Source organism: Paenibacillus sp. B01 (assembly GCF_009649995.1).
Lineage (GTDB): Bacteria > Bacillota > Bacilli > Paenibacillales > Paenibacillaceae > Paenibacillus_O > Paenibacillus_O pasadenensis.
The window spans coordinates 3,941,398-3,960,538 of sequence record NZ_CP045802.1 but is presented as its reverse complement, the minus strand read 5'-3'; the positions used below and the strand labels follow the sequence as shown (position 1 = coordinate 3,960,538).

Annotated in this window: 15 protein-coding genes; 9 read left to right on the top strand and 6 right to left on the bottom strand. The window is 68.8% G+C overall.

Annotated elements, in window-relative coordinates; genetic code table 11:
• Nucleotides 1-39 precede the first annotated feature (39 nt).
• The 5 genes from araD to GE073_RS17020 all read left to right on the top strand — a co-directional run bounded on the left by araD (nucleotide 40) and on the right by GE073_RS17020 (nucleotide 7,994).
• Nucleotides 40-735, top strand: coding sequence for an L-ribulose-5-phosphate 4-epimerase (gene araD, locus GE073_RS17040; protein ID WP_153783919.1), 696 nt, complete (start codon nucleotides 40-42; stop codon nucleotides 733-735).
• 12 nt (nucleotides 736-747) lie between these two features.
• Nucleotides 748-2,451: a ribulokinase gene (locus GE073_RS17035; protein ID WP_101807868.1), complete on the top strand. Its 1,704-nt coding sequence runs from the start codon at nucleotides 748-750 to the stop codon at nucleotides 2,449-2,451.
• Between the two features lie 16 nt (nucleotides 2,452-2,467).
• Nucleotides 2,468-3,952, top strand: coding sequence for an L-arabinose isomerase (araA, locus tag GE073_RS17030; RefSeq protein ID WP_101807867.1), 1,485 nt, complete (start codon nucleotides 2,468-2,470; stop codon nucleotides 3,950-3,952).
• Nucleotides 3,953-3,967: 15 nt separating this feature from the next.
• Nucleotides 3,968-5,473 carry an iron-containing alcohol dehydrogenase gene (locus GE073_RS17025; RefSeq protein ID WP_101807866.1) on the top strand — a complete coding sequence of 502 codons (1,506 nt, stop codon included), beginning with the start codon at nucleotides 3,968-3,970 and terminating at the stop codon, nucleotides 5,471-5,473.
• Between the two features lie 463 nt (nucleotides 5,474-5,936).
• Nucleotides 5,937-7,994 carry a DUF2339 domain-containing protein gene (locus GE073_RS17020; protein ID WP_153783918.1) on the top strand — a complete coding sequence of 686 codons (2,058 nt, stop codon included), beginning with the start codon at nucleotides 5,937-5,939 and terminating at the stop codon, nucleotides 7,992-7,994.
• A gap of 401 nt (nucleotides 7,995-8,395) precedes the next feature.
• Here GE073_RS17020 and GE073_RS17015 read toward each other — a convergent pair whose 3' ends face one another.
• The 6 genes from GE073_RS17015 to GE073_RS16990 all read right to left on the bottom strand — a co-directional run bounded on the left by GE073_RS17015 (nucleotide 8,396) and on the right by GE073_RS16990 (nucleotide 13,466).
• Nucleotides 8,396-8,677 (bottom strand): hypothetical protein, encoded by a 282-nt coding sequence (locus GE073_RS17015; RefSeq protein ID WP_153783917.1) that lies wholly within the window; start codon nucleotides 8,675-8,677, stop codon nucleotides 8,396-8,398.
• Nucleotides 8,678-8,722: 45 nt separating this feature from the next.
• Entirely contained in the window at nucleotides 8,723-9,262 is a 540-nt protein-coding gene (locus GE073_RS17010) for a methylated-DNA--[protein]-cysteine S-methyltransferase (RefSeq protein ID WP_028597210.1), read from the bottom strand.
• On the bottom strand, nucleotides 9,259-9,885 hold the full coding sequence (locus tag GE073_RS17005) for an Ada metal-binding domain-containing protein (protein WP_180968379.1): 627 nt from the start codon (nucleotides 9,883-9,885) through the stop codon (nucleotides 9,259-9,261). The genes GE073_RS17010 and GE073_RS17005 overlap by 4 nt, the downstream gene beginning before the upstream one ends.
• A gap of 138 nt (nucleotides 9,886-10,023) precedes the next feature.
• Nucleotides 10,024-12,573 (bottom strand): DsrE/DsrF/DrsH-like family protein, encoded by a 2,550-nt coding sequence (locus GE073_RS17000; protein ID WP_101807863.1) that lies wholly within the window; start codon nucleotides 12,571-12,573, stop codon nucleotides 10,024-10,026.
• Nucleotides 12,570-12,863, bottom strand: a complete 294-nt coding sequence (locus GE073_RS16995; RefSeq protein ID WP_028597208.1) for an ArsR/SmtB family transcription factor — start codon at nucleotides 12,861-12,863, stop codon at nucleotides 12,570-12,572. The genes GE073_RS17000 and GE073_RS16995 overlap by 4 nt, the downstream gene beginning before the upstream one ends.
• A 207-nt stretch (nucleotides 12,864-13,070) precedes the next feature.
• Nucleotides 13,071-13,466, bottom strand: a complete 396-nt coding sequence (locus tag GE073_RS16990) for an SET domain-containing protein (protein ID WP_028597207.1) — start codon at nucleotides 13,464-13,466, stop codon at nucleotides 13,071-13,073.
• Nucleotides 13,467-13,745: 279 nt separating this feature from the next.
• Here GE073_RS16990 and GE073_RS16985 point away from each other — a divergent pair, with 279 nt between their 5' ends.
• Genes GE073_RS16985 through GE073_RS16970 form a run of 4 tightly spaced genes read left to right on the top strand, consistent with a single transcriptional unit; the run spans nucleotide 13,746 to nucleotide 18,982 of the window.
• The gene (locus tag GE073_RS16985; protein WP_052332883.1) at nucleotides 13,746-14,387 is read left to right on the top strand and encodes a C40 family peptidase; all 642 of its coding nucleotides are present in this window, start codon (nucleotides 13,746-13,748) and stop codon (nucleotides 14,385-14,387) included.
• Nucleotides 14,359-16,599, top strand: a complete 2,241-nt coding sequence (locus GE073_RS16980; protein ID WP_101807862.1) for an ATP-binding protein — start codon at nucleotides 14,359-14,361, stop codon at nucleotides 16,597-16,599. Before GE073_RS16985 ends, GE073_RS16980 begins: the two co-directional genes overlap by 29 nt.
• Nucleotides 16,600-16,613: 14 nt before the next feature.
• On the top strand, nucleotides 16,614-18,113 hold the full coding sequence (locus GE073_RS16975; RefSeq protein WP_228551590.1) for an ATP-binding response regulator: 1,500 nt from the start codon (nucleotides 16,614-16,616) through the stop codon (nucleotides 18,111-18,113).
• Nucleotides 18,110-18,982 carry a response regulator transcription factor gene (locus GE073_RS16970; protein WP_153783915.1) on the top strand — a complete coding sequence of 291 codons (873 nt, stop codon included), beginning with the start codon at nucleotides 18,110-18,112 and terminating at the stop codon, nucleotides 18,980-18,982. Before GE073_RS16975 ends, GE073_RS16970 begins: the two co-directional genes overlap by 4 nt.
• Nucleotides 18,983-19,141 lie beyond the last annotated feature (159 nt).

Below are 19,141 nucleotides of genomic sequence, written 5' to 3'. Positions count from 1 at the left end.
TATACTAAGGGCATATTCATGCGAAGGGAGCATGCAGGCATGCTGGAGCAGCTGAAGCAAGAGGTGCTGGAAGCAAACCTCGACTTGCCGCGCCACGGGCTGGTCACGTTTACATGGGGCAACGTAAGCGGCATCGACCGGGAGACCGGACTTGTCGTCATCAAGCCGAGCGGAATCGCCTACAGCGACATGCTGGCCGAGGACATGGTCGTCGTCGACCGCAAGGGGACCGTCGTGGAGGGCAAGTGGAAGCCGTCCTCGGATACGGCGACCCATCTGGTATTGTACGAGGCGTTTCCCGGCATCGGCGGCATCGTCCATACGCATTCGCCGTGGGCGACCTCGTGGGCGCAGGCTGGACGTCCGATTCCGGCGCTCGGCACGACGCACGCGGATTATTTCTACGGAGAGATCCCGTGCACGCGTCCGATGCTCGATGAGGAGATCGCAGGCGCTTATGAGGAGGAAACGGGCCGCGTGATCGTGGAGACGTTCGCACGGCGCGAGCCGGACGACATCCCGGGCGTGCTCGTCCACGCCCACGCGCCGTTCGTGTGGGGCAAGACGCCGGCCAAGGCGGTGCATAACGCGGTCGTGCTGGAGGAGGTCGCCAAGATGGCGTACCATACGTTCCAGCTCCGCCCCGAGGCGCAGCCGATGGCGGCCAGCCTGCTCGACCGGCATTACCTGCGCAAGCACGGCGCGGGCGCTTATTACGGACAGACCACGACCTAGGAGGAGATCAGGATGGCCAAGTATGCAATCGGCGTCGATTACGGCACGCAGTCCGGACGCGCCGTGCTGGTGAATCTGGCGAACGGGGCGGAGATCGCGGATCATGTGACGCCCTATCCGCATCATGTGATCGACCGCAAGCTGCCCGGAACGGGCCAGATGCTGGAGGACGACTGGGCGCTGCAGCATCCAGGCGACTACATCGCCGTGCTCGAGCGCTCGATCCCGGAAGTGCTGCGGCAGTCCGGCATCGATCCGGCCGAGGTGATCGGCATCGGCATCGACTTCACGGCCTGCACGATGCTGCCGGTCGACGAGAGCGGCACGCCGCTCTGCCTGCTGCCGGCGCATAGCGCCGACCCGCACAGCTGGGTCAAGCTGTGGAAGCATCACGCCGCGCAGGACGAGGCGAACCGGCTCAACGAGATCGCGGCCGAGCGCGGAGAGCGCTGGCTGGCCCGCTACGGCGGCAAGATCTCCTCGGAATGGATGTTCGCCAAGATCTGGCAGATCCTCGACGAGGCTCCGCATATTTACGAAGAGACGGACCTGTTCCTGGAGGCGACCGACTGGGTCATCTCGCAGCTGACGGGCGTGACGCTGCGCAACAGCTGCACGGCGGGCTACAAGTCGATCTGGCACAAGCAGGACGGCTATCCGAGCGGGGATTTCCTGAAAGCGCTTGATCCAAGGCTGGAGCGGCTGGCGGAAACGAAGCTGCGCGGCGACATCGTGCCGCTCGGCACGCGCGCCGGCGGCCTCACGCCGGAGATGGCGGAGCGCACCGGCCTGCGGGCGGGCATCGCGGTCGCGGTCGGCAACGTCGACGCCCATGCGGCCGTGCCGGCGGTCGGCGTCGTGACGCCGGGCAAGCTCGTCATGGCGATGGGCACGTCGATCTGCCACATGCTGCTCGGCACGGAGGAGCGCGAGGTGGAGGGCATGTGCGGCGTCGTCGAGGACGGCATCATCCCGGGCTACTACGGGTATGAGGCGGGCCAGTCGGCGGTCGGCGACATTTTCGAGTGGTATGTTACCGAGGGCGTGCCGGCCTATGTGCGCGAGGCGGCGGACAACGCGGGCGTCGGCGTGCACGAGTGGCTCGAGGCGGAGGCGTCCAGGTCCCGTCCGGGCGAATCCGGCCTGCTCGCGCTCGACTGGTGGAACGGCAACCGCTCCGTGCTCGTCGACACCGACCTGACCGGCGTGCTGCTCGGCTATTCGCTGCAGACGCGCCCGGAGGAGATCTACCGCGCGCTGCTCGAGGCGACGGCCTACGGCACGCGCAAGATCGTCGACGCCTTCCACGGCAGCGGCGTGCCGGTCGACGTGCTGTACGCCTGCGGCGGCCTGCCGCAGAAAAACCGCCTGCTCATGCAGATCTACGCCGACGTGACCGGGCGCGAGATCCGCATCGCCGACTCGCGGCAGACGCCGGCGCTCGGCGCGGCGATGTTCGCCGCGGTCGCGGCCGGCGAGGAGGCGGGCGGCTATGCGACGATCGTCGAAGCCGCCGCCGCAATGGCGCGGGTCAAGGAAGAGAGCTATCATCCGATTCCGGAAAATCAAGCCGTCTACGAGCGCCTGTACGAGGAGTACAGCAAGCTGCACGACTATTTCGGCCGCGGCGCGAACCCGGTCATGAAGACGCTCAAGTCGATCCGCGAGACCGCAAAATCGGCGGCTCATGCGGAAGCATCCCCAACCACCAACTGAAAGCGAGGCTGACACTATGCCCACTGTACCCGCCTATCAATTTTGGTTCCTGACCGGCAGCCAGCATCTTTACGGTCCCGAGACGCTGCAGGAGGTCGCCGCGAACGCCGCTGCGATCGTCCGCCATATGAACGAAGAAGGAGGACTGCCGTACGAGGTGTCGCTGCGCCCGGTCGTCAAGACGCCGGACGAGATCCGCCAGGCGCTCGTCAGCGCAAGCGCGGACCCGCTCTGCGCGGGCGTCATCACCTGGATGCATACGTTCTCTCCGAGCAAGATGTGGATCGGCGGCCTGAGCGCGCTGACCAAGCCGCTGCTGCATCTGGCGACGCAGTTCAGCCGCGACATCCCGTGGGATGAGATCGACATGGACTATATGAATACGAACCAGTCGGCGCACGGCGACCGCGAGCACGGCTTCATCACCGCCCGCATGAACGTGCCGCGCAAGATCGTGTTCGGCCACTGGCAGGACGCGGCGGTGCTGAGCCAGCTCGGCGGCTGGCAGCGCACGGCGGCGGCGCTGGCCGAGAGCCGCTCGCTCAAGGTTGTCCGCTTCGGCGACAACATGCGCCAGGTCGCGGTCACCGAGGGCGACAAGGTCGAGGCGGAGATCAAGTTCGGCTGGTCGGTCAACACGTACGGCGTCGGCGATCTGGCTCAGCGCGTAGAGGCCGTGACGGCGGAGCAGGTCGAGGAGCTGATGGCTCTCTACGCGGAGCGCTATGAAATCGTCGCTCCGGGGCCGGAGCAGCGCGAGGCGATCGCCTACCAGGCGCGGCTGGAGCTGGCGATCCGCTCCTTCCTCGAGAAAGGCGGCTTCACGGCGTTCACGACGACGTTCGAGGATCTGCACGGCCTGCGCCAGCTGCCGGGCCTCGCGGTGCAGCGCCTCATGGAGGACGGCTACGGCTTTGCGGGCGAAGGCGACTGGAAGACGGCCGCGCTCGTGCGCCTCATGAAGGTGATGGCGGGCAACGAAGGCACCTCGTTCATGGAGGACTACACCTACCATCTCGAGCCGGGCAACGAGCTGGTGCTCGGCGCGCATATGCTGGAGATCTGCCCGACGATCGCGGCCGACAAGCCGCGTCTGGAGGTGCATCCGCTCGGCATCGGCGGCAAGGAGGACCCGGCGCGCATGGTGTTCAACGGCCGCGCCGGCGAAGCGCTCAACGCGACGATCGTCGATCTCGGCGGACGGTTCCGTCTCGTCGTGAACGAGGTCGAGGCGGTCGAGGTCAGCAAGCCGCTGCCGAAGCTGCCGGTCGCGCGCGTGCTGTGGAAGGTGCTGCCGACGCTCAAGGACGGGGTCGAGGGCTGGATCGCAGCCGGCGGCGCGCATCATACCGGCTTCTCGTACGTCGTGAAGACGGAGCAGCTGCTCGACTTCGCGGAGATGGCGGGCATCGAGGCGGTCGTCATCGGCCGCGGCACCGATCCGGGGCGCCTGCGCCAGGAGCTGCGCTGGAGCGACCTGGCCTGGCGGCTCGGCCGCTAGGCGGCGGGTGCGGTCATGAGCGATCTGAGGGAAAGCTTCCGCCGCCAGGCGGAGGCGCTTGGATTGGAGGAGCGGCTGCAGGCATGCCCGCTGCCGGAGCCGATCCTTGTCGAGGCGGACGCGCTGGAGCGGGTGCCGGCCTATATCGCGGGCCAAGGCTGGCGCAAGGCGGCGATCGCCTGCGACGAGCGGACGGCCGCCGCGGCGGGCCGGCGGCTGCAGCGGCTGCTTGAGCAGGCGGGCATCGACGCTTTTGTCGCCGTCATAGCGGCGGATGCCGCCGGGGACGTCGTCGCCGACGAGGCGTCGCTCATGGAGCTGCTGCTCGCGGCCAAGCCGGCGGGAGCGGACGTGCTGTTCGCGGCCGGAGCGGGCACGATCCACGACCTGACCCGCTTCGCCGCTTATGCGCTCGGCATTCCGTTCGTCAGCGTGCCGACCGCGGCTTCGGTCGACGGCTTCACCTCGCTCGGCGCGCCGCTGCTGCTGCGCGGCGTCAAGACGACGGTCGCGGCCGTCGGCCCGGCGGCCGTGTTCGCCGAGACCGGGCTGCTGCAGGCCGCGCCGGCTCCGCTGACCGCCGCCGGCTTCGGCGACATGCTCGGCAAGCTGACGTCGCTCGCCGACTGGCGGATCGAGCATCTGCTGTCGGGCGGCGCGCAGGGCGGCTGGAGCGCAGGCGTGGCGGCGCTGACCGACAGCGCGCTGCGGCGAAGCATCGAGCAAGCGGATCGCTTGCGAGGCGGCGAGGCCGCCGGTGGCGCGCAGGCGAAGCAGGGCGGAGCGGTTGTGAGCGGCCAAGCGGAGGCTGGGCAGGACGGAGCCGTCGATGGCGCGCAGGCGGAGGCCGAGCGGGGCGGAGCGGCATCCGGCGTCGAGACGCTCGCCGAGGCGCTGATCGAATCGGGCCTCGCGATGCTGCTGCTCGGCGCGTCCCATCCGGCGTCCGGCGCGGAGCATCATCTGTCCCACTACTGGGAAATGGAGCTTCACCGCGCAGGCGCGCGGCCGCTGCTGCACGGCGCGAAGGTGGGCGTCGCATGCGCGATCATCGCCGACTATTACCGCGCCATCGTCGCCGCTGCTTCGGGCAAGGACGGAGGGGCAGGCAGCGGCGAGGCAGCTGCTGCGGCAGCGGGCACAGGGCGGGCTGCGGGAGTGGATGCAGAGGCGAGGCCGGGAGCGGCCGAAGGGGCTGAGCCGGCATCGCCGCCAAGCCGTAAGTCCGAGCTGGCTGCTTCAACGTACGCCAGCCTGCCTCCCGTGTCGGCGGAGGCGGCGTCGCGCGTCGCCGCCGCGGCAGGTCCGGCCTGGAGCGAGATCGAGCGGATCGTCGGCTCGCTGCCTTCCGGCGAGCGGATTCGGGAGCTGCTCGCTCTGGCGGGCGGACCGGGAAGCCCGACCGAGCTCGGCCTGAGCGACGCCCAGGTCGAGCGGGCGCTGCTCGAGGCCGACCGGGTGCGCCCGGGCCGGCTCACGCTGCTCCGCGCTTACAACGAGGAGCTTCGCAAGCTCGGCTGAGTCGTGTCTGCATGCTCCGAAGAAAGCCGATATTGCCGAAATTTTCGATCCCTGCAAGGAACGTAGGCGATGGCGTACGGGGGTACGTCAAGCCTGCGTGACGAAGCAGGAGGCGAAAAGGCCGTGACGCGATGCCTCGGAGCGGGTTTGCAAGCACGCTCTTAGGCTGGAAGCTGCAGAGCCAGCGATGAGGCGGCCGAGCCGGAATCGCTTGGCGGCAGGATGATCCCCAAGCATCGCGGCTTTCTGCGGAGGCTGTCCTAGAGGTCAGAGTCATTGACCGAGGGACAGCCTCTTTTTTTTGCAGCTGGAATCGGCCGGCTCACGAAATGGCTGCGAGCCATGCGCAGCAGGCAGGATGAGGCATGATATCAACAGCCGCCGCATCCCGTCGAAAGCGTTGACAGGCGATGGAAGGCATTGCCATAATAGGACGACCATGCGATGCGGAAGGGGGACGCCGATGAATCAGGAAACGATGGAGGCGCGGGTCGCGCGGCTCGAGGAAGAAGTGCGGGAGCTCCGGCGTCAGCTGTACCGATACGGGCGGCTGCTTCAGGACGGGGGGCCGCTGCAGGCAGAGGCGCAACCGCCAAGCAGCCAGCTGCAGGCAGAGGAGCATTCCGGGGCGCGTCCGTCAGGAAGCCACCTGCAGGCGGCGCCTCCGCCAGGCAGCCAGCAGATAGGGGCGCATCCGCCGGGCAGCGGCCAGCAGACAGGGGCGCATCCGCCGGGCAGCGGCCAGCAGACAGGGGCGCATCCGCCGGGCAGCGGCCAGCAGACAGGGACGCATTCGCTTGCCGGGCCCAATCAGGCCGCTTCGCCTCCGCAGGCTGGCCATCTTGAAGCTCATTCGAAAGAAGGACCGCTCGCGGGAGCTCCATGGGCCGGCCAGAGCTCGGCCGCAGGCGCGGCAGAGCCGCCGCTGGCGGCAGGGCATCCGGCTGCCGGCTGGAGCGGAGCGTCTGCGCATTCGGGCGCCGAAGGGCGGCCGGGCCAGCCAGGGGCGGCCGGAGCCGGAGCGGGAGCGAATTCGCCGCGGCCGCCGGTGGATTGGGAGCGCCAGATCGGCCAGATATGGCTGCCGCGGATTTTCATCGTCGTCCTGCTGATCGGCGTGCTGTGGGGCTTCTTGGCCGCGGCGAGCGCGGGCTACATCACGCCGGCGATCCGCTGCTGGATCGGGCTGGCCGCCTCGGCGACGATGTTCGGGCTGGGCGTCCGCTGGATGAAGCAGGATCGGCGAGCGCTGGCGCAGACGCTGCTTGGCGGCGCGAACGGAGTGCTCGTGCTGACGCTTTTCGCCGCCCACATGCTGTACGGCTTCATCGGCCCGGCTGCGGCCTTCGCCCTGTACGTCGCCGCCGTGCTGCTGTTCGTCGGCTGCTCGCTCCGCTACCGGTCGCAGGCGCTCATGCTGGCGGCCGGAGTCGCCGGCGCGCTCGTGCCGTTCCTCGTCGACTCGGTCGCTCCGAGCCTGCCGCTGTTCATCGGCTACGAGGCGGCGTTTGCTGGCGCGGCGCTGCTGCTCAGCTACCGATTCGGCTTCCGGATCGCCTATGTGCTGTCGTATGTGCTGCTTTTGCCGCCGATGCTGTTCGGAGGGGTCAGCGCGGACGGACCTGGCGAGCGCTGGCTCGTGCTGGGCGCGCTGCTGCTGCATTATGGGCTGCAGCTCGGACTGTCGCTGCGGGATGCGGAGTTCGCCAAGCGGCCGGAGCGGCAAGGGCTGCTGCTCGCTTCGTTCGCGCTGAACGCGGCCTGGCTGCATGAGCTGGCCGGACCGTCCGGCTACCGCTGGACGATCGCCGCGCTGTCGCTGCTGCTGGCTGGAGCCGCCTTCGGCTTCCGTTCTCTGGACAAGGACCGGATGCGCCTCTACGCGGCCGCCTCGACGCTGGGCTGGGTGCTTTTGGCCTTCGACGCCGCCTCGTACCGCTACCTCGGTCCGGTGCTGCTCGCGCAGGGCGTCGCATCGCTGTATCTAGGCCTCCGGCTGTCCTCCTGGATGCAAAAAACAGCGGCTGCCGCCACGCTGTTCCTCGGCGTCGGCCTCGTGCTGAACGCCCCGATCCGCGAGGCATGGTCGGAGGAGACGTTCGGCTGGCTCGCGCTGCTCGCCGCTTGGGCGGCCATGTACTTCCTGCTGCGGCCGCTGCGCCACAAGGAGCTGCCGAGCGGTCCCGGACCGCTGCTGCTCTGGAGCGGGGGGCTGCTCGTGCTCGTGTTCCTCACGCAGCTGACGCTCGTGCTCGCCGAGACGCTCGATCCGGACCGCCGCTCGCTCGTCCTGTCCGCCGTCTGGGTCGCATATGCGGTCGCGCTGTTCGCCATCGGCCTGCTGGCGCATAAGTCCAAGGTGCGAGCCGCCGGCATCGTGCTGCTGTTCCTGACGCTGATCAAGGTCATCTTCGTCGATCTGCCTGGCGTCTCGACGGCCGTGCGGGCGGTGCTGTTCATCGGTCTCGGCGTCGTCGGCATCCTCGCGTCGCGGCTGCTCTACCGCAAGCAGCAGGAGTAGCGGGCGGGATCGGTCGGAGCCGCAGGGACGGAGGCTTCGTTCAGTCGGAGAATCCTTCACGGTGAAATTGGCGTTAGGAAGCGCCGCAGCTGAGGAACGGCTCTCTTAACGGTAAAATTGTCGTTAAGAAGCCCCGCAGCTGAGGAATGGCTCTCCTTAACGGCAAAATTGGCGTTAGGAAGCCCCGCAGCTGAGGAATGGCTCTCCTTAGCGGCAAAATTGTCTTAGGAAGCCCCGCAGCTGAGGAACGGCTCTCCTTAGCGGTAAAAATGGCACTGGAGAGCCGCGCCAGTCGGCTGCTGGGACAGCTCGAAGAAGTCCTATTTCGTAAAGCGTCCAGCCCCTGGAATGGGGCTGGACGCTTTTTCCTGTCGAGGACGGCATGTCGCGGCGAAGCCGCCTCAAACGCTTCGCCGCCGACTCTCTGCCGCGCCGCCGCCGCCGTGAGCCGGCTCGCTCATCGCTGCCGCACCGCCGCCAACGTTCACCGGCTCGCTCCACGCCGCCGCACCGCCGCCAATGTTCACCGGCTCGCTCCACGACGCCGCTGCGCCGCCGCCGTGAGCCGGCTCGCTCATCGCTGCCGCACCGCCGCCAACGTTCACCGGCTCGCTCCACGCCGCCGCACCGCCGCCGCCGTGAGCCGGCTCGCTCATCGCTGCCGCACCGCCGCCAACGTTCACCGGCTCGCTCCACGCCGCCGCCGCCGCCGCCGTGAGCCGGCTCGCTCAGCGCTCCGCGGAGAGCCGCAGCCGGACGGAGCTTTCCAGCTCCAGCAGCCGGCGCTTCATCTCCAGCCCGCCTCGGTAGCCCGTCAGCGTGCCGCCGGAGCCGACGACGCGATGGCAGGGCACCGGCATGAGCACCGGATTCGCCCCGATCGCCGCGCCGACGGCGCGCGCCGCCGACGGACGGCCGATCGCCTCGGCGATCTGGGCGTACGTCCGCGTCTCGCCGTACGGAATCCGCCGCAGCTCGTCCCATACGGTCCGCTGGAATGCGGTGCCGCCGAGCGACAGCGGCAGCCGGAACTCGCGGCTCGCTCCGCTCAGCAAAGCGGCGAGCTCGTCCAGATAGGGCTGGAGGACGCGGTCCGACCGCTCCAGCGCCGCGCCTGGCCGGCGGGCCGCCGCCCACTCGGCCAGCTCCTCGAACGGCGCGTCCTGCGATCCGCAGAACGCGAAGCCGTCCGCATCCGCCGCGGCATGCAGCCGCCAGCCGTCCTTTTCCAGCACGCTCCAGTACAGCCTGTTCTCTTCTGCGCTCATTCGGCCTTGCCTCCCTCGGCATCTCGGTTTCCGCCTGTCCGGCGGCGGTACTCGGCGGGCGTGCAGCCCGCTTCCTGGCGAAACAAAGCGATGAAACGGCTCGCGGAAGGGATGCCGCATTCCTTGGCGACGGCCCCCGCGGTCAGCTCCGTATCGTCCAGCAGCCGCTTGGCCCGCGCGATCCGCTCGCGGCGGATGTACTGCTGCGGCGTCAAGCCCGTCGCCCGCTTGAAGCGGCGATGCAGATGCCAGGGCGACAGGCAGGCGGCGTCCGCCAGCTCGCCGAGGGACAGTCCGGCGCGCAGCCGCTCGGCGATCAGTCCCTCCATCTCGGACAGCCAGGCCTCGTCGGGCTTGGCGGCCTTTTCCGGCTCGCAGCGCTTGCAGGATCGGAAGCCGGCGGCCATCGCCTGCTCCGGCGTCCGGAACACGAGCGTGCGGTCGCGCCGCGGCTCGCGGGAGCGGCAGGACGGCCGGCAAAAGATGCCGGTCGAGCGCACGGCGTACCAGAACGCTCCGTCCGCCGACGCGTCGCAGCCGGTGATGGCCGTCCATTCGACGTCCGACGGGAGCTCGCCGCCAAGCAAGGCTCCGGCCGGGCCGGAGCGGGTCGTTCGCTTCATGCGAGTCACCTCCATGACGCCAGTATACCCTTTTTCAGGCGCTTGCGGGCGCATCGGAGGATGAAACCGCAAGAATGGAGCATGGGGCGGGCAGGCGGCCTTTTTCCAGGCCCTTCTGTCCGCCCCATGCGGTTTCGGCTAGATGAACAGATTGATGCCCGACTGGTCCGCCTTGCCGAGGTAATAGCCGACGCCGCCGACTTTGATGCCGTCGATCAGCTCCTCGCGCTTCAGCCCCATGACGTCCATCGACATCGAGCAGGCGACGATCTCGACGCCCTGGTCGAGCGCCGTCTGGATGAGCTCCTCCAGGGAGGAGATGCCGCTGCCCTTCATGACGCCGCGGATCATCTTGGCTCCGAGGCCGCCCATGTTCATGCGGGACATGCCGAGCCGCGTGCTGCCGCGCGGCATCATCAGGCCGAACATCTTGCCGACGAGGCCTTTGTCCGCCTGTACGCGCTCCGGCTTGCGGATGATGTTGAGCCCCCAGAAGGTGAAGAACAGCGTCACCTTCTTGCCGCTCGAGGCGGCGCCGTTGGCGATGATGAAGGAGGCGATCGCCTTGTCGAGGTCGCCGCTGAAGACGACGAGCGTGCTGCCCTCGGGCGTGGCGGGAGCGGCTGCCGGAGCGGCGGACGCTGCGGCGCCTGCCGCTGCGGACGGCGACGCCTGTGCGCCGGCTGCCGGCCGCTTGCGCAGCAGCGCCTCGAAGCGGCCGCCTGCCGCGCGGCCGGACTGCAGCAGCTCCGCTCCGTACATGCGGGCCCATGCGCCGACATCCTCGCCGAAGCCGGGATCGGTCGCCTGCACGCGCAGCACTTGGCCGGGCTCGAGCGCGTCCATGCGCCGCTTGACCTCGACGAGCGGGCCGGGGCAGGAGAGGCCGCAGGCGTCGAGCGTCGCGTCCGGCTCCGGGGAGCCACCATCGCCGACGGCCTTGCCGCCGGGGCTGTCCGGAGCTTCCGCCGTCGCCGCGATCGGCATCGCAGCCGGAGCTTGGCGGCTTGCTTCCGCGGCTTTTTCGCTCATCCGCTTCGCCGCCTCGAACAGTCGGTACGTCTTGAAGCCGCCGCTCAGGTTGCGCGTCCGGTAGCCGTGCTGGGCGAGGATGCGGGAGGCGGTGTAGCCGCGCATGCCGACCTGGCAGTACACCCAGATCTCGCGGTCCGGATCGAGCTCGGCGAGGCGCTCCCGCAGCTCGTCGACCGGCACCAGCAGCGAGCCCGGAATGTGGCCGGCCTCATGCTCCATGACCGAGCGGACGTCCACGAGCAGCGTCGCGGACTCGTCGCGCTCCGCCAGCTCCGGCGCATGGAAGACCGGCATCCGTCCGGCGAGGATGTTCTCCGCCGTGTAGCCGGCCATGTTGACCGGGTCCTTGGCGGAGGAGTAAGGCGGCGCATAGGCGAGCTCCAGCTCCGCCAGATCGTGGACGGTGCCGCCGAGCCGCAGCGCGGCCGCGATCGAGTCGATGCGCTTGTCGACGCCGTCCGCTCCGACCGCCTGCGCGCCGAGGATAGCGCCGTCCGGGGCGAACAGCAGCTTGAGCGCCATCGGCGCGGCATTTGGATAATAGCCGGCGTGGGAGGCGGGATGCACGTACGTCGCTTCGTACGGGACGCCTTGCTCGCGCAGCGTCTTTTCGCTGCGGCCGGTCGCCGCTCCGGTCAAGCCGAACACCTTGATGATCGACGTGCCCTGCGCGCCCTTGTACGTCGACGGCAGGCCGCAGATCGCATCGGCGGCGATGCGGCCCTGCTTGTTCGCGGGGCCGGCGAGCGGCACGGCCGACGGGCGGCCGCTGCCCAACTCGCGGACGAGCACGGCGTCGCCGACGGCGTAGACGCCCTCCGCGCTCGCGCGCATCGACTCGTCGACAAGGATGTGGCCGCGCTCGCCGAGCGCAATGCCGCTGCCCTGAAGGAAAGCGGTGTCCGGCTCGACGCCGACCGCCAGCACGACAAGCTCGGAGCGGACGAGGCCGCCTCCGGCGAGCTCGGTCTCGACGGCGCCTCCGGCGAGCTCGCGTAACGCCTTGGCCGTCTCATGCAGCAGGACGCGCACGCCTGCGCGCTCCAGCTCGGCTTGGAGCATCGAGGCGAGCTCGGGATCGAACGGGGCGAGGATTTGGCCGGAGCTTTGCACGAGCGTCACGTCAAGTCCGGCCTCGCGCAGGTTCTCGGCCATCTCGACGCCGATGAAGCCGCCGCCGACGACGAGCGCGGAGCGCGTGCCTTGGCGGTCGACGAGCGACTTGATGCGGTCGGTGTCCGCCAGGTTGCGCAGCGTCGTCACCGCGCCGAGGCGGGCGCCCGGCACGGACGGCACGATCGGCTTCGCGCCGGGAGAAAGCAGCAGGGCGTCATACGTCTCCTCGTACGTCTGTCCCTCGCGGGTGCGCACGGTGACCGTGCGGACCGCCGAATTGACGGCGACGACCTCGCTGCGGACGCGGATGTCCAGCCGGTAGCGGGCGGTCATCGCCTCCGGCGTCTGGACGAGCAGGCGGGAGCGGTCCTGGATCGAGCCGCCGATGTAGTAGGGCAGGCCGCAGTTGGCAAAGGAAATATGGTCGTCGCGCTCGAACAGGACGATCTGCGCGTTCTCGTCGAGCCGGCGCAGCCGGGCGGCGGCCGAAGCGCCTCCGGCGACGCCGCCGACGATCAGAATTTTTTTGCGGGTCATGATGGGGTCTCCTCCTTGAGCAGGATGCCGGCGAGCTGCTTCACGCGCTCGTCGGCGATCGTATAGTGGACTTCGAGGCCGCTGCGGGACGTCTGCACGATGCCCGCGGCGCGGAGCTTCTGCAGATGCTGGGAGACGGTCGATTGGGGCAGGCCGAGGCAGTCCTGCATGAAGCTGACGTTGCAGGAGCCTTTGGCGAGCAAGCCGTTCACGATGCAGAGCCGCACGGGATGGGCGAGCGCCTTCAGCAGCTCCGCCGCCTCCTCGAACGCTCGGCTGTCGGTGTTCATGGGCGGATCTTCCTTTCGGGAAAAAGAATCGTTATAACTTAATATTACGATATATGGATGGAAAGGGCAAGCGAGGCCGCGGGCAAGGGAAAACTTGCCGCGTCCGCAGGCGCCAGACTGCATCGGGCTGGGCTCGCGCCCGCGCCGAGCGATCCGAGCGGAGCAAGGGCAAAAACGCCCCTGCTGGCCGCGCCTCTTACGTCCGGCTCACTTCTCCTCCGGCTCGTCGTTTTCGGTGAACCAGAGCGGGTCGTCGCAATCCGGCTCGCCGTTGTAGTTGATCATGATCTCCTCGCCCGCCGCGATGTCGCGATAGGCGTAGAACTCGACGGTCAGCTGCTCGAAGTTCAGCTCGTACACCGCGTTCGGCTCGTAGGAGTGGTTGAACAGGCTTCCGTATCCCAGCACGAGCGCGCCGTGGTTGGCCCCGAAGTTGAACACGTAGTCCTCGAGGATCGTCTGCTCGATCAGCTCATGCTCCTCGTTCGGGTATGTGACGACCGGAGCCTCGTGGAACAGCGTTCCTTTGGCGATGTCGCGGGTCGCGAAGACGCCTCGGGTGAATTCGCCCGTCGTATTCGGGGATTGGCGCACTTCCAGCATAGAGCGGCTCACCTTCCTCTTCTTTGGAATGAATATCTCAGTTTAACCCGCCCCCGCGAAAACGGCAAACCATGCCTTTAGTCTCCTGCCTGAAGCAGCGCTTTCATGGTAAAATTGGATTGCGCTTCCTGCGCGAGGACCTTCGCGTCCGCACGGCCTGTTTTTCCGCCAGCCGCACCTGCTCACACGACACGAGGCGGCACTCGGATGAACGGGCTTTTTGACGATGCGGCGCGCCTGCGGACGGCAGCGACATGGGTGATGGGGAGAGGGATGGCAATGGCTCTGCAATCGGCTTGGACGGAATGGGAACGCACGCTTCAGACGGGGGACCTGGTGTTTTTTCACGGCATTTTCCTCGAATCGGAGGAGATCGAGATCATCAGCCGCTCGGAATGGTCGCATGTCGGCATGGTCGTAAGGCTGCCCGGCTTCGATGAGGCGCTGCTGTGGGAGTCGACGACGACCGAGACGCTCGAGGACGTCGAGCAGCATCGCATCAAGACCGGACCGATGCTCGTGCGGCTGCGCGAGCGCATCGCGACCGACGAGGCGGACCGGTACGATTCGCGGTACGCGTTCCGGCAGCTGCAGGGAGACAGGCCGGCGGACACGCTGGACAAGTTCCAGGCGTTCGTCGAGGAGGTGCATGACGCGTCGTTCCCGAGCCTGACGAAGATGGCCGAGGAGCTGCTCGCGGGGAGCTGGGATTGCCAGGCGGATGAAAAGACGTTCTTCTGCAGCGAGCTGGTGGCGGAAACCTACATGCGCCTCGGCTGGATGGAGCGCGGGCATCCGTCGAATTATTATACGCCCAAGCTGCTGGCCAAGAGCCAGGACCTGCCGCTCGCCGCCGGGCTTGTGCTCGCCCGCGAGCTGAGGTATTTGAAGGATGCCGAAATTCCGACCGTCCAGCCGTAAGCGATGGCGGCTCCTGCCGGCCGCGCTGCTGCTGCTGACGATCGGGGGGGCGGCGGCCTGGACGCTGCTGGTGCCGGATAGCGGCGGGGAGCAGGCGCCTGCGGCGACGGCGGGAAAAATCGACCTGACCGGCCAGCCGTTCGACGAGGCGATCGCGCTGCGCGGACAGTGGGAGTTCTACCCCGGCCGGCTGCTGGAGCCCGCCAGCTGGGATGCCGGTGCCGGAGCGCCGCCGCAGCCGGCCGGCTACATGGACGTGCCCGGCTACTGGAACAGGCAGCCGATCGACGGACGGACCTATCCGCTGGAGGGCTGCGCGACGCTGCGTCTGACGGCGCTTTTGCCGGAGGAGCTGCCGCTGCTCGCCGTCAAGCTCGGCAATACGTTCACCTCGTACCGGCTGTGGGCGGACGGCCGCGAGACCGCGTCGGCCGGCGTCGTCGCCTGCTCGCGGGAGGAGGCGGTGCCGCGCCAGATCGTGCAGGTGGCGCCGCTGGAGAGAGGAGACGGGCCGGAGCTGGAGCTCGTGCTGCAGCTGTCCAACTACGACTACTATAAAAGCGGCTTCCAGCGAAGCCCGCTGATCGGCACGGAAGCGCAGCTCGAAGCGGCGTATCGCCGCGACGCGGCCGTCTCCTGGTTCGCCTTCGGAGCCTGCGGCATCATCGCGTTTTACCATCTGCTCGTATTCGCCGTGCGGCGGCGCCATCTCGCTTCGCTGTATGTCGGCTCGTTCTCGCTGCTCATGTCCGTGCGGACGCTGCTGGTGAACGACCGCCTTGTCTATACGATCTTTCCCGAGCTGGACTGGCAATGGTTCGCCAAAGCGCTCTACCTCATCTTCTACCTCGGCCTGCTGCTGCTGACCCGGATGCTGCGGGAGCTGTATCCGGCGTTCGTCGGACGCCGGCTCGTCCGCGCCTCCGACGCCGTCGGCGGCCTGGGAGCGCTGCTATGCCTGCTGACGGAGCAGCGGGTGTACGAGCATGCGCTGCTGCCGGCGGAGCTTTACGCCTGCTTCGTCATGGCGTACGGGGCCGGCGCGATCGCCGTGGCCGTCGCCCGGGGCGAGCGGGGGGCGCTGCTGTTCCTTTGCGGCTTCGCCGTCCTCGCCGCTACGATCATCCACGACTTCTTCTACATGGCGGACCTGACGCGGGCGGCCTCGCTCGCTCCGCTCGGCTTCCTGGCGTTCTCTCTCTTCCAGTCGGTTCTGCTCGCCCGCCAGTACGCCGGCTCGTTCGCCGAGGCCGAGCAGCTGGCGCGGCGGCTGCTGGCGATGGACCGGCTCAAGGACGAGTGGAGCCAGACGCTCGAGCAGCGGGTGCAGGAGCGGACGGCGGAGCTGCAGGAGGCGATGGGACGGCTGGAGTCGGCGCAGCGGCAGCTCGTGCAGGCCGAAAAGATGGCCTCGCTCGGAAGTCTCGTCGCCGGCGTCGCCCATGAGATCAACACGCCGATCGGCATCGGCGTCACCGCGTCGAGCCATCTCGCCCAGCGCGCCGAGCGGCTGCGGCAGCTGTACGCCTCCGGGCAGATGAAGCGGACCGAGCTCGAGCGGTTCCTGGCCGAAAGCTCGGAGTCGGCGTCCATCCTGCTGTCGAACCTGCAGCGCACCGAGCAGCTCGTGCGCAGCTTCAAGCAGGTCGCCGCCGGCCAGGCGAGCGAACTGCCCCAGCGGTTCGAGGCCAAGCAGGCGGCGCTCGACGTGCTGATCAGCCTCAGCCCTCTGCTGCGGGAATCCGGCGTCCGGCTGGACGTGCGGGTCGAGGCGGAGGAGGGGCTGGAGACGACGGGATATGTAGGGGCTTTTTATCAGATCCTGACCAACCTGCTCGTCAACTCCGTCACGCATGCGTATCCGGAGGGCGGCTCCGGCATCGTCGCGATCACCATCTCGCGGCTGCGGGAGCGGGCGGGGCTCTATGTGGAATTCGAGGACGACGGCGTCGGCATGGAGCCGGAGCTGGCCGCGCGGATCTTCGATCCGTTCGTGACGACGCGTCGGGGCCGCGGAGGAACCGGGCTCGGCCTCAGCCTCGTGTACAGCCTCGTCGCGACGACCTGGGGGGGAGCGGTCCGCATCTGGAGCGAGCCCGGACGCGGCGCGCGCTTCGAGCTGGAGCTGCCCGAGGCGGCGGAGGAGACGGGCGAGGAGCAGGCGCACGAACGGAGGGACGGCGGGCAGGCGCAGGCAAGGAATCGGTCATGAAGGAGGAGCAGAGGATGGAGGAAGAGGAGATCGGCTTCGCGCCGGAGGAGGAGCCGGCGGCCGAAGACGGCTCCGGCTGGAAGTTCCTGATCGTCGACGACGATCCGGACATCCACCGCGTCACCCGGCTCGTGCTCGGGCCGGAGACGTTCGAGGGACGGCCGCTCGTTTTTTACAGCGCCTACAGCGCGGCGGAAGCGCTGGAGCTGCTGCGCGGGCATGCCGACTTCGCGGTCGTGCTGCTGGATGTCGTCATGGAGACGGAGGATGCCGGACTGCGGCTGGCGAGATCGATCCGGGAAGAGCTCGGCAATGCGCTTGTCCGCATCGTGCTGCGCACCGGGCAGCCGGGCCAGGCTCCCGAGTCGGACGTCATCCGCAGCTATGACATCAACGACTATCGCGAAAAGACGGAGCTGACCAGCTCGAAGCTGTTCAGCACCGTCTACGCCTCGGTCCGCGCCTACCGCGCGGCCGTGGAGCTGTCCCGCTCGCAGTCGCGGCTCGAGGAGGCGGTCCGCCGCCGCACGCAGGAGCTGGAGGAGCGCGGCCGGCAGCTGGAGGCGTCCATCCGCTCGGCCTACGAGGCGATGGCCGAGGTGGCCGTGCTGGAGGAGCGGGGGCGGATCGCCCGCGAGATCCATCACAGCGTCGGCCATACGATGACGGCGGCGATCGTGCAGCTGGAGGCGGCGCGGCGGCTGCTTGCCGCCGGCGAGGGCGACGAGGCCGAGGCCAAGGTGGAGATCGCCCGCCAGCTCGCGCGCAAGGGGCTGGAGGAGATCCGCGGCTCGGTGCGCGCGATCGCCGCGGACAGCTCGGTGCGGCGGTCGGCGGGCGAGGAGCTGGAGCAGGTGGCCCGGGAAGCCGAGTGGGCGAGCGGCGTCCGGGTGGAAGCAAGCTTCGGCGGCTTGCCTCCGCTCAGCTGGTACCAGGCGCGGCTGCTGCGGGATATTTTGCGGGAAGGGCTCACCAACGGCATCCGCCATGGCGGAGCGCAGCGCTTCGCCTGCCGGGCGGAGGTGGAGCCGTCCGCCGAGGGCGGGCGGCGGATCGCGCTGTCGCTCTGGAACGACGGCCGCTGGAGCGGCGACGCGGAGCCCGGCTTCGGGCTGCGCGCCCTGCAGGGGCAGCTCGCCGAAGCCGGCGGCAGCCTGACGCTCGCCGCGTCCGCGCGCGGCGGCGCGGAGCTGCGGGCCGCGCTGCCGCTGCCGCGAGAGGCGGCCGCGGCGGGGGAGGCGGCGGAGGCGGCGGAGGCGGGGGAGGCAGCCGTGTCGGCGGAAGAGACGGCGGAGACGGCGGATGAAACGGCGGAGACGGCCGCATCGGCGGAGGAGACGGCCAGCGGGGCAAGGTTGCGGACCGTGCTGCCGTTGAGCCGCGAGCCGGAGGCGGCGACAGCGCTCGCTGATGGGGTGGCTCCCTCCGAGGCAGGAGAAGCGTGCGACGGAGCGGCGGCCAGCGAGCGTGCGGATCGTTCCGAACCGCGTTCGCCAGGAGGCGGGACGCCATGAGTCCGCTGCGCATCGTCATCGCCGACGACCAGGCGCTCATGCGCGACGGCCTGCAGACGATCGTGCGGCTCGAGCCCGACATGGAAGTCGTCGGTCTGGCGGCGGACGGAGCGGAGGCGCTGGAGCGGGTCCGCGAGCTGGAGCCGGACGTGCTGCTACTCGACATCCAGATGCCCCGCATGGGCGGCATCGAGTGCGCTCGGAGGCTCGCCGAAGAAGGCTCGCCCACCGTCGTGCTGCTGCTGTCCACATTCCTCGACGACGGCTACGTCCGGGACGGGCTCGCGGCGGGCGCATGCGGCTATCTGCTGAAGGACATGGACGCCCCGCAGCTGCTCGACGCGATCCGCGACGCCGCCAAAGGCCGGCTCGTCATGCCGGCCGCCGTCGCCTCCAACGTCGCCGCGCAGCTGCGTCGGCTCGCGGAGGAGGCGGCGCCAGCCGGAGCCGCAGGCGCAGGATATCGAGCGGGTGAAGGCACTGGACAGCCAGCGGAATCTTGGCGAGCGGGAGCAGCAGGCGCTGGGCAGCCGCGGGAATCTGGTCGAGCGGGAGCAGGCCAGGGTCGATCCGTAGAAGCATGGCGTTCGGGAGGACCCGGTTCAGGACTGCGCGTCACCGCGAGCTCCGGCCATCGCACGGGCGTCGGCAGGCTGCCGGGCACGCCTGCGGGAGCAGCGTGGGGGTTTACCGAGCGTGAGCTGGAGGTGGCGCGCCATATCCGCAGCGGCTTGTCCAACAAGCAGATCGCGGCTGCCATGTTCATGAACGAAGGCACGATCCGCAACTATGCCAGCGTCATCTACAGCAAGCTCGGCGTCGGCGACCGAACGGCGGCCGTACTGCTTCTGCGCGAAATCGAGCTGTAACGTCAAAGATGTCCCCCTTCATCCGCTGCGGATGAAGGGGGACATCTTTTTTTGTCGGCGCAGGCAGCATGTGCCGGCTTCAACTGCATGGAAGACGGGGAGCGAGCTTGCAGCCCGAAAAAATCGGGTTGCAGAGGAGACCCACTAGCCAAGTTGGTT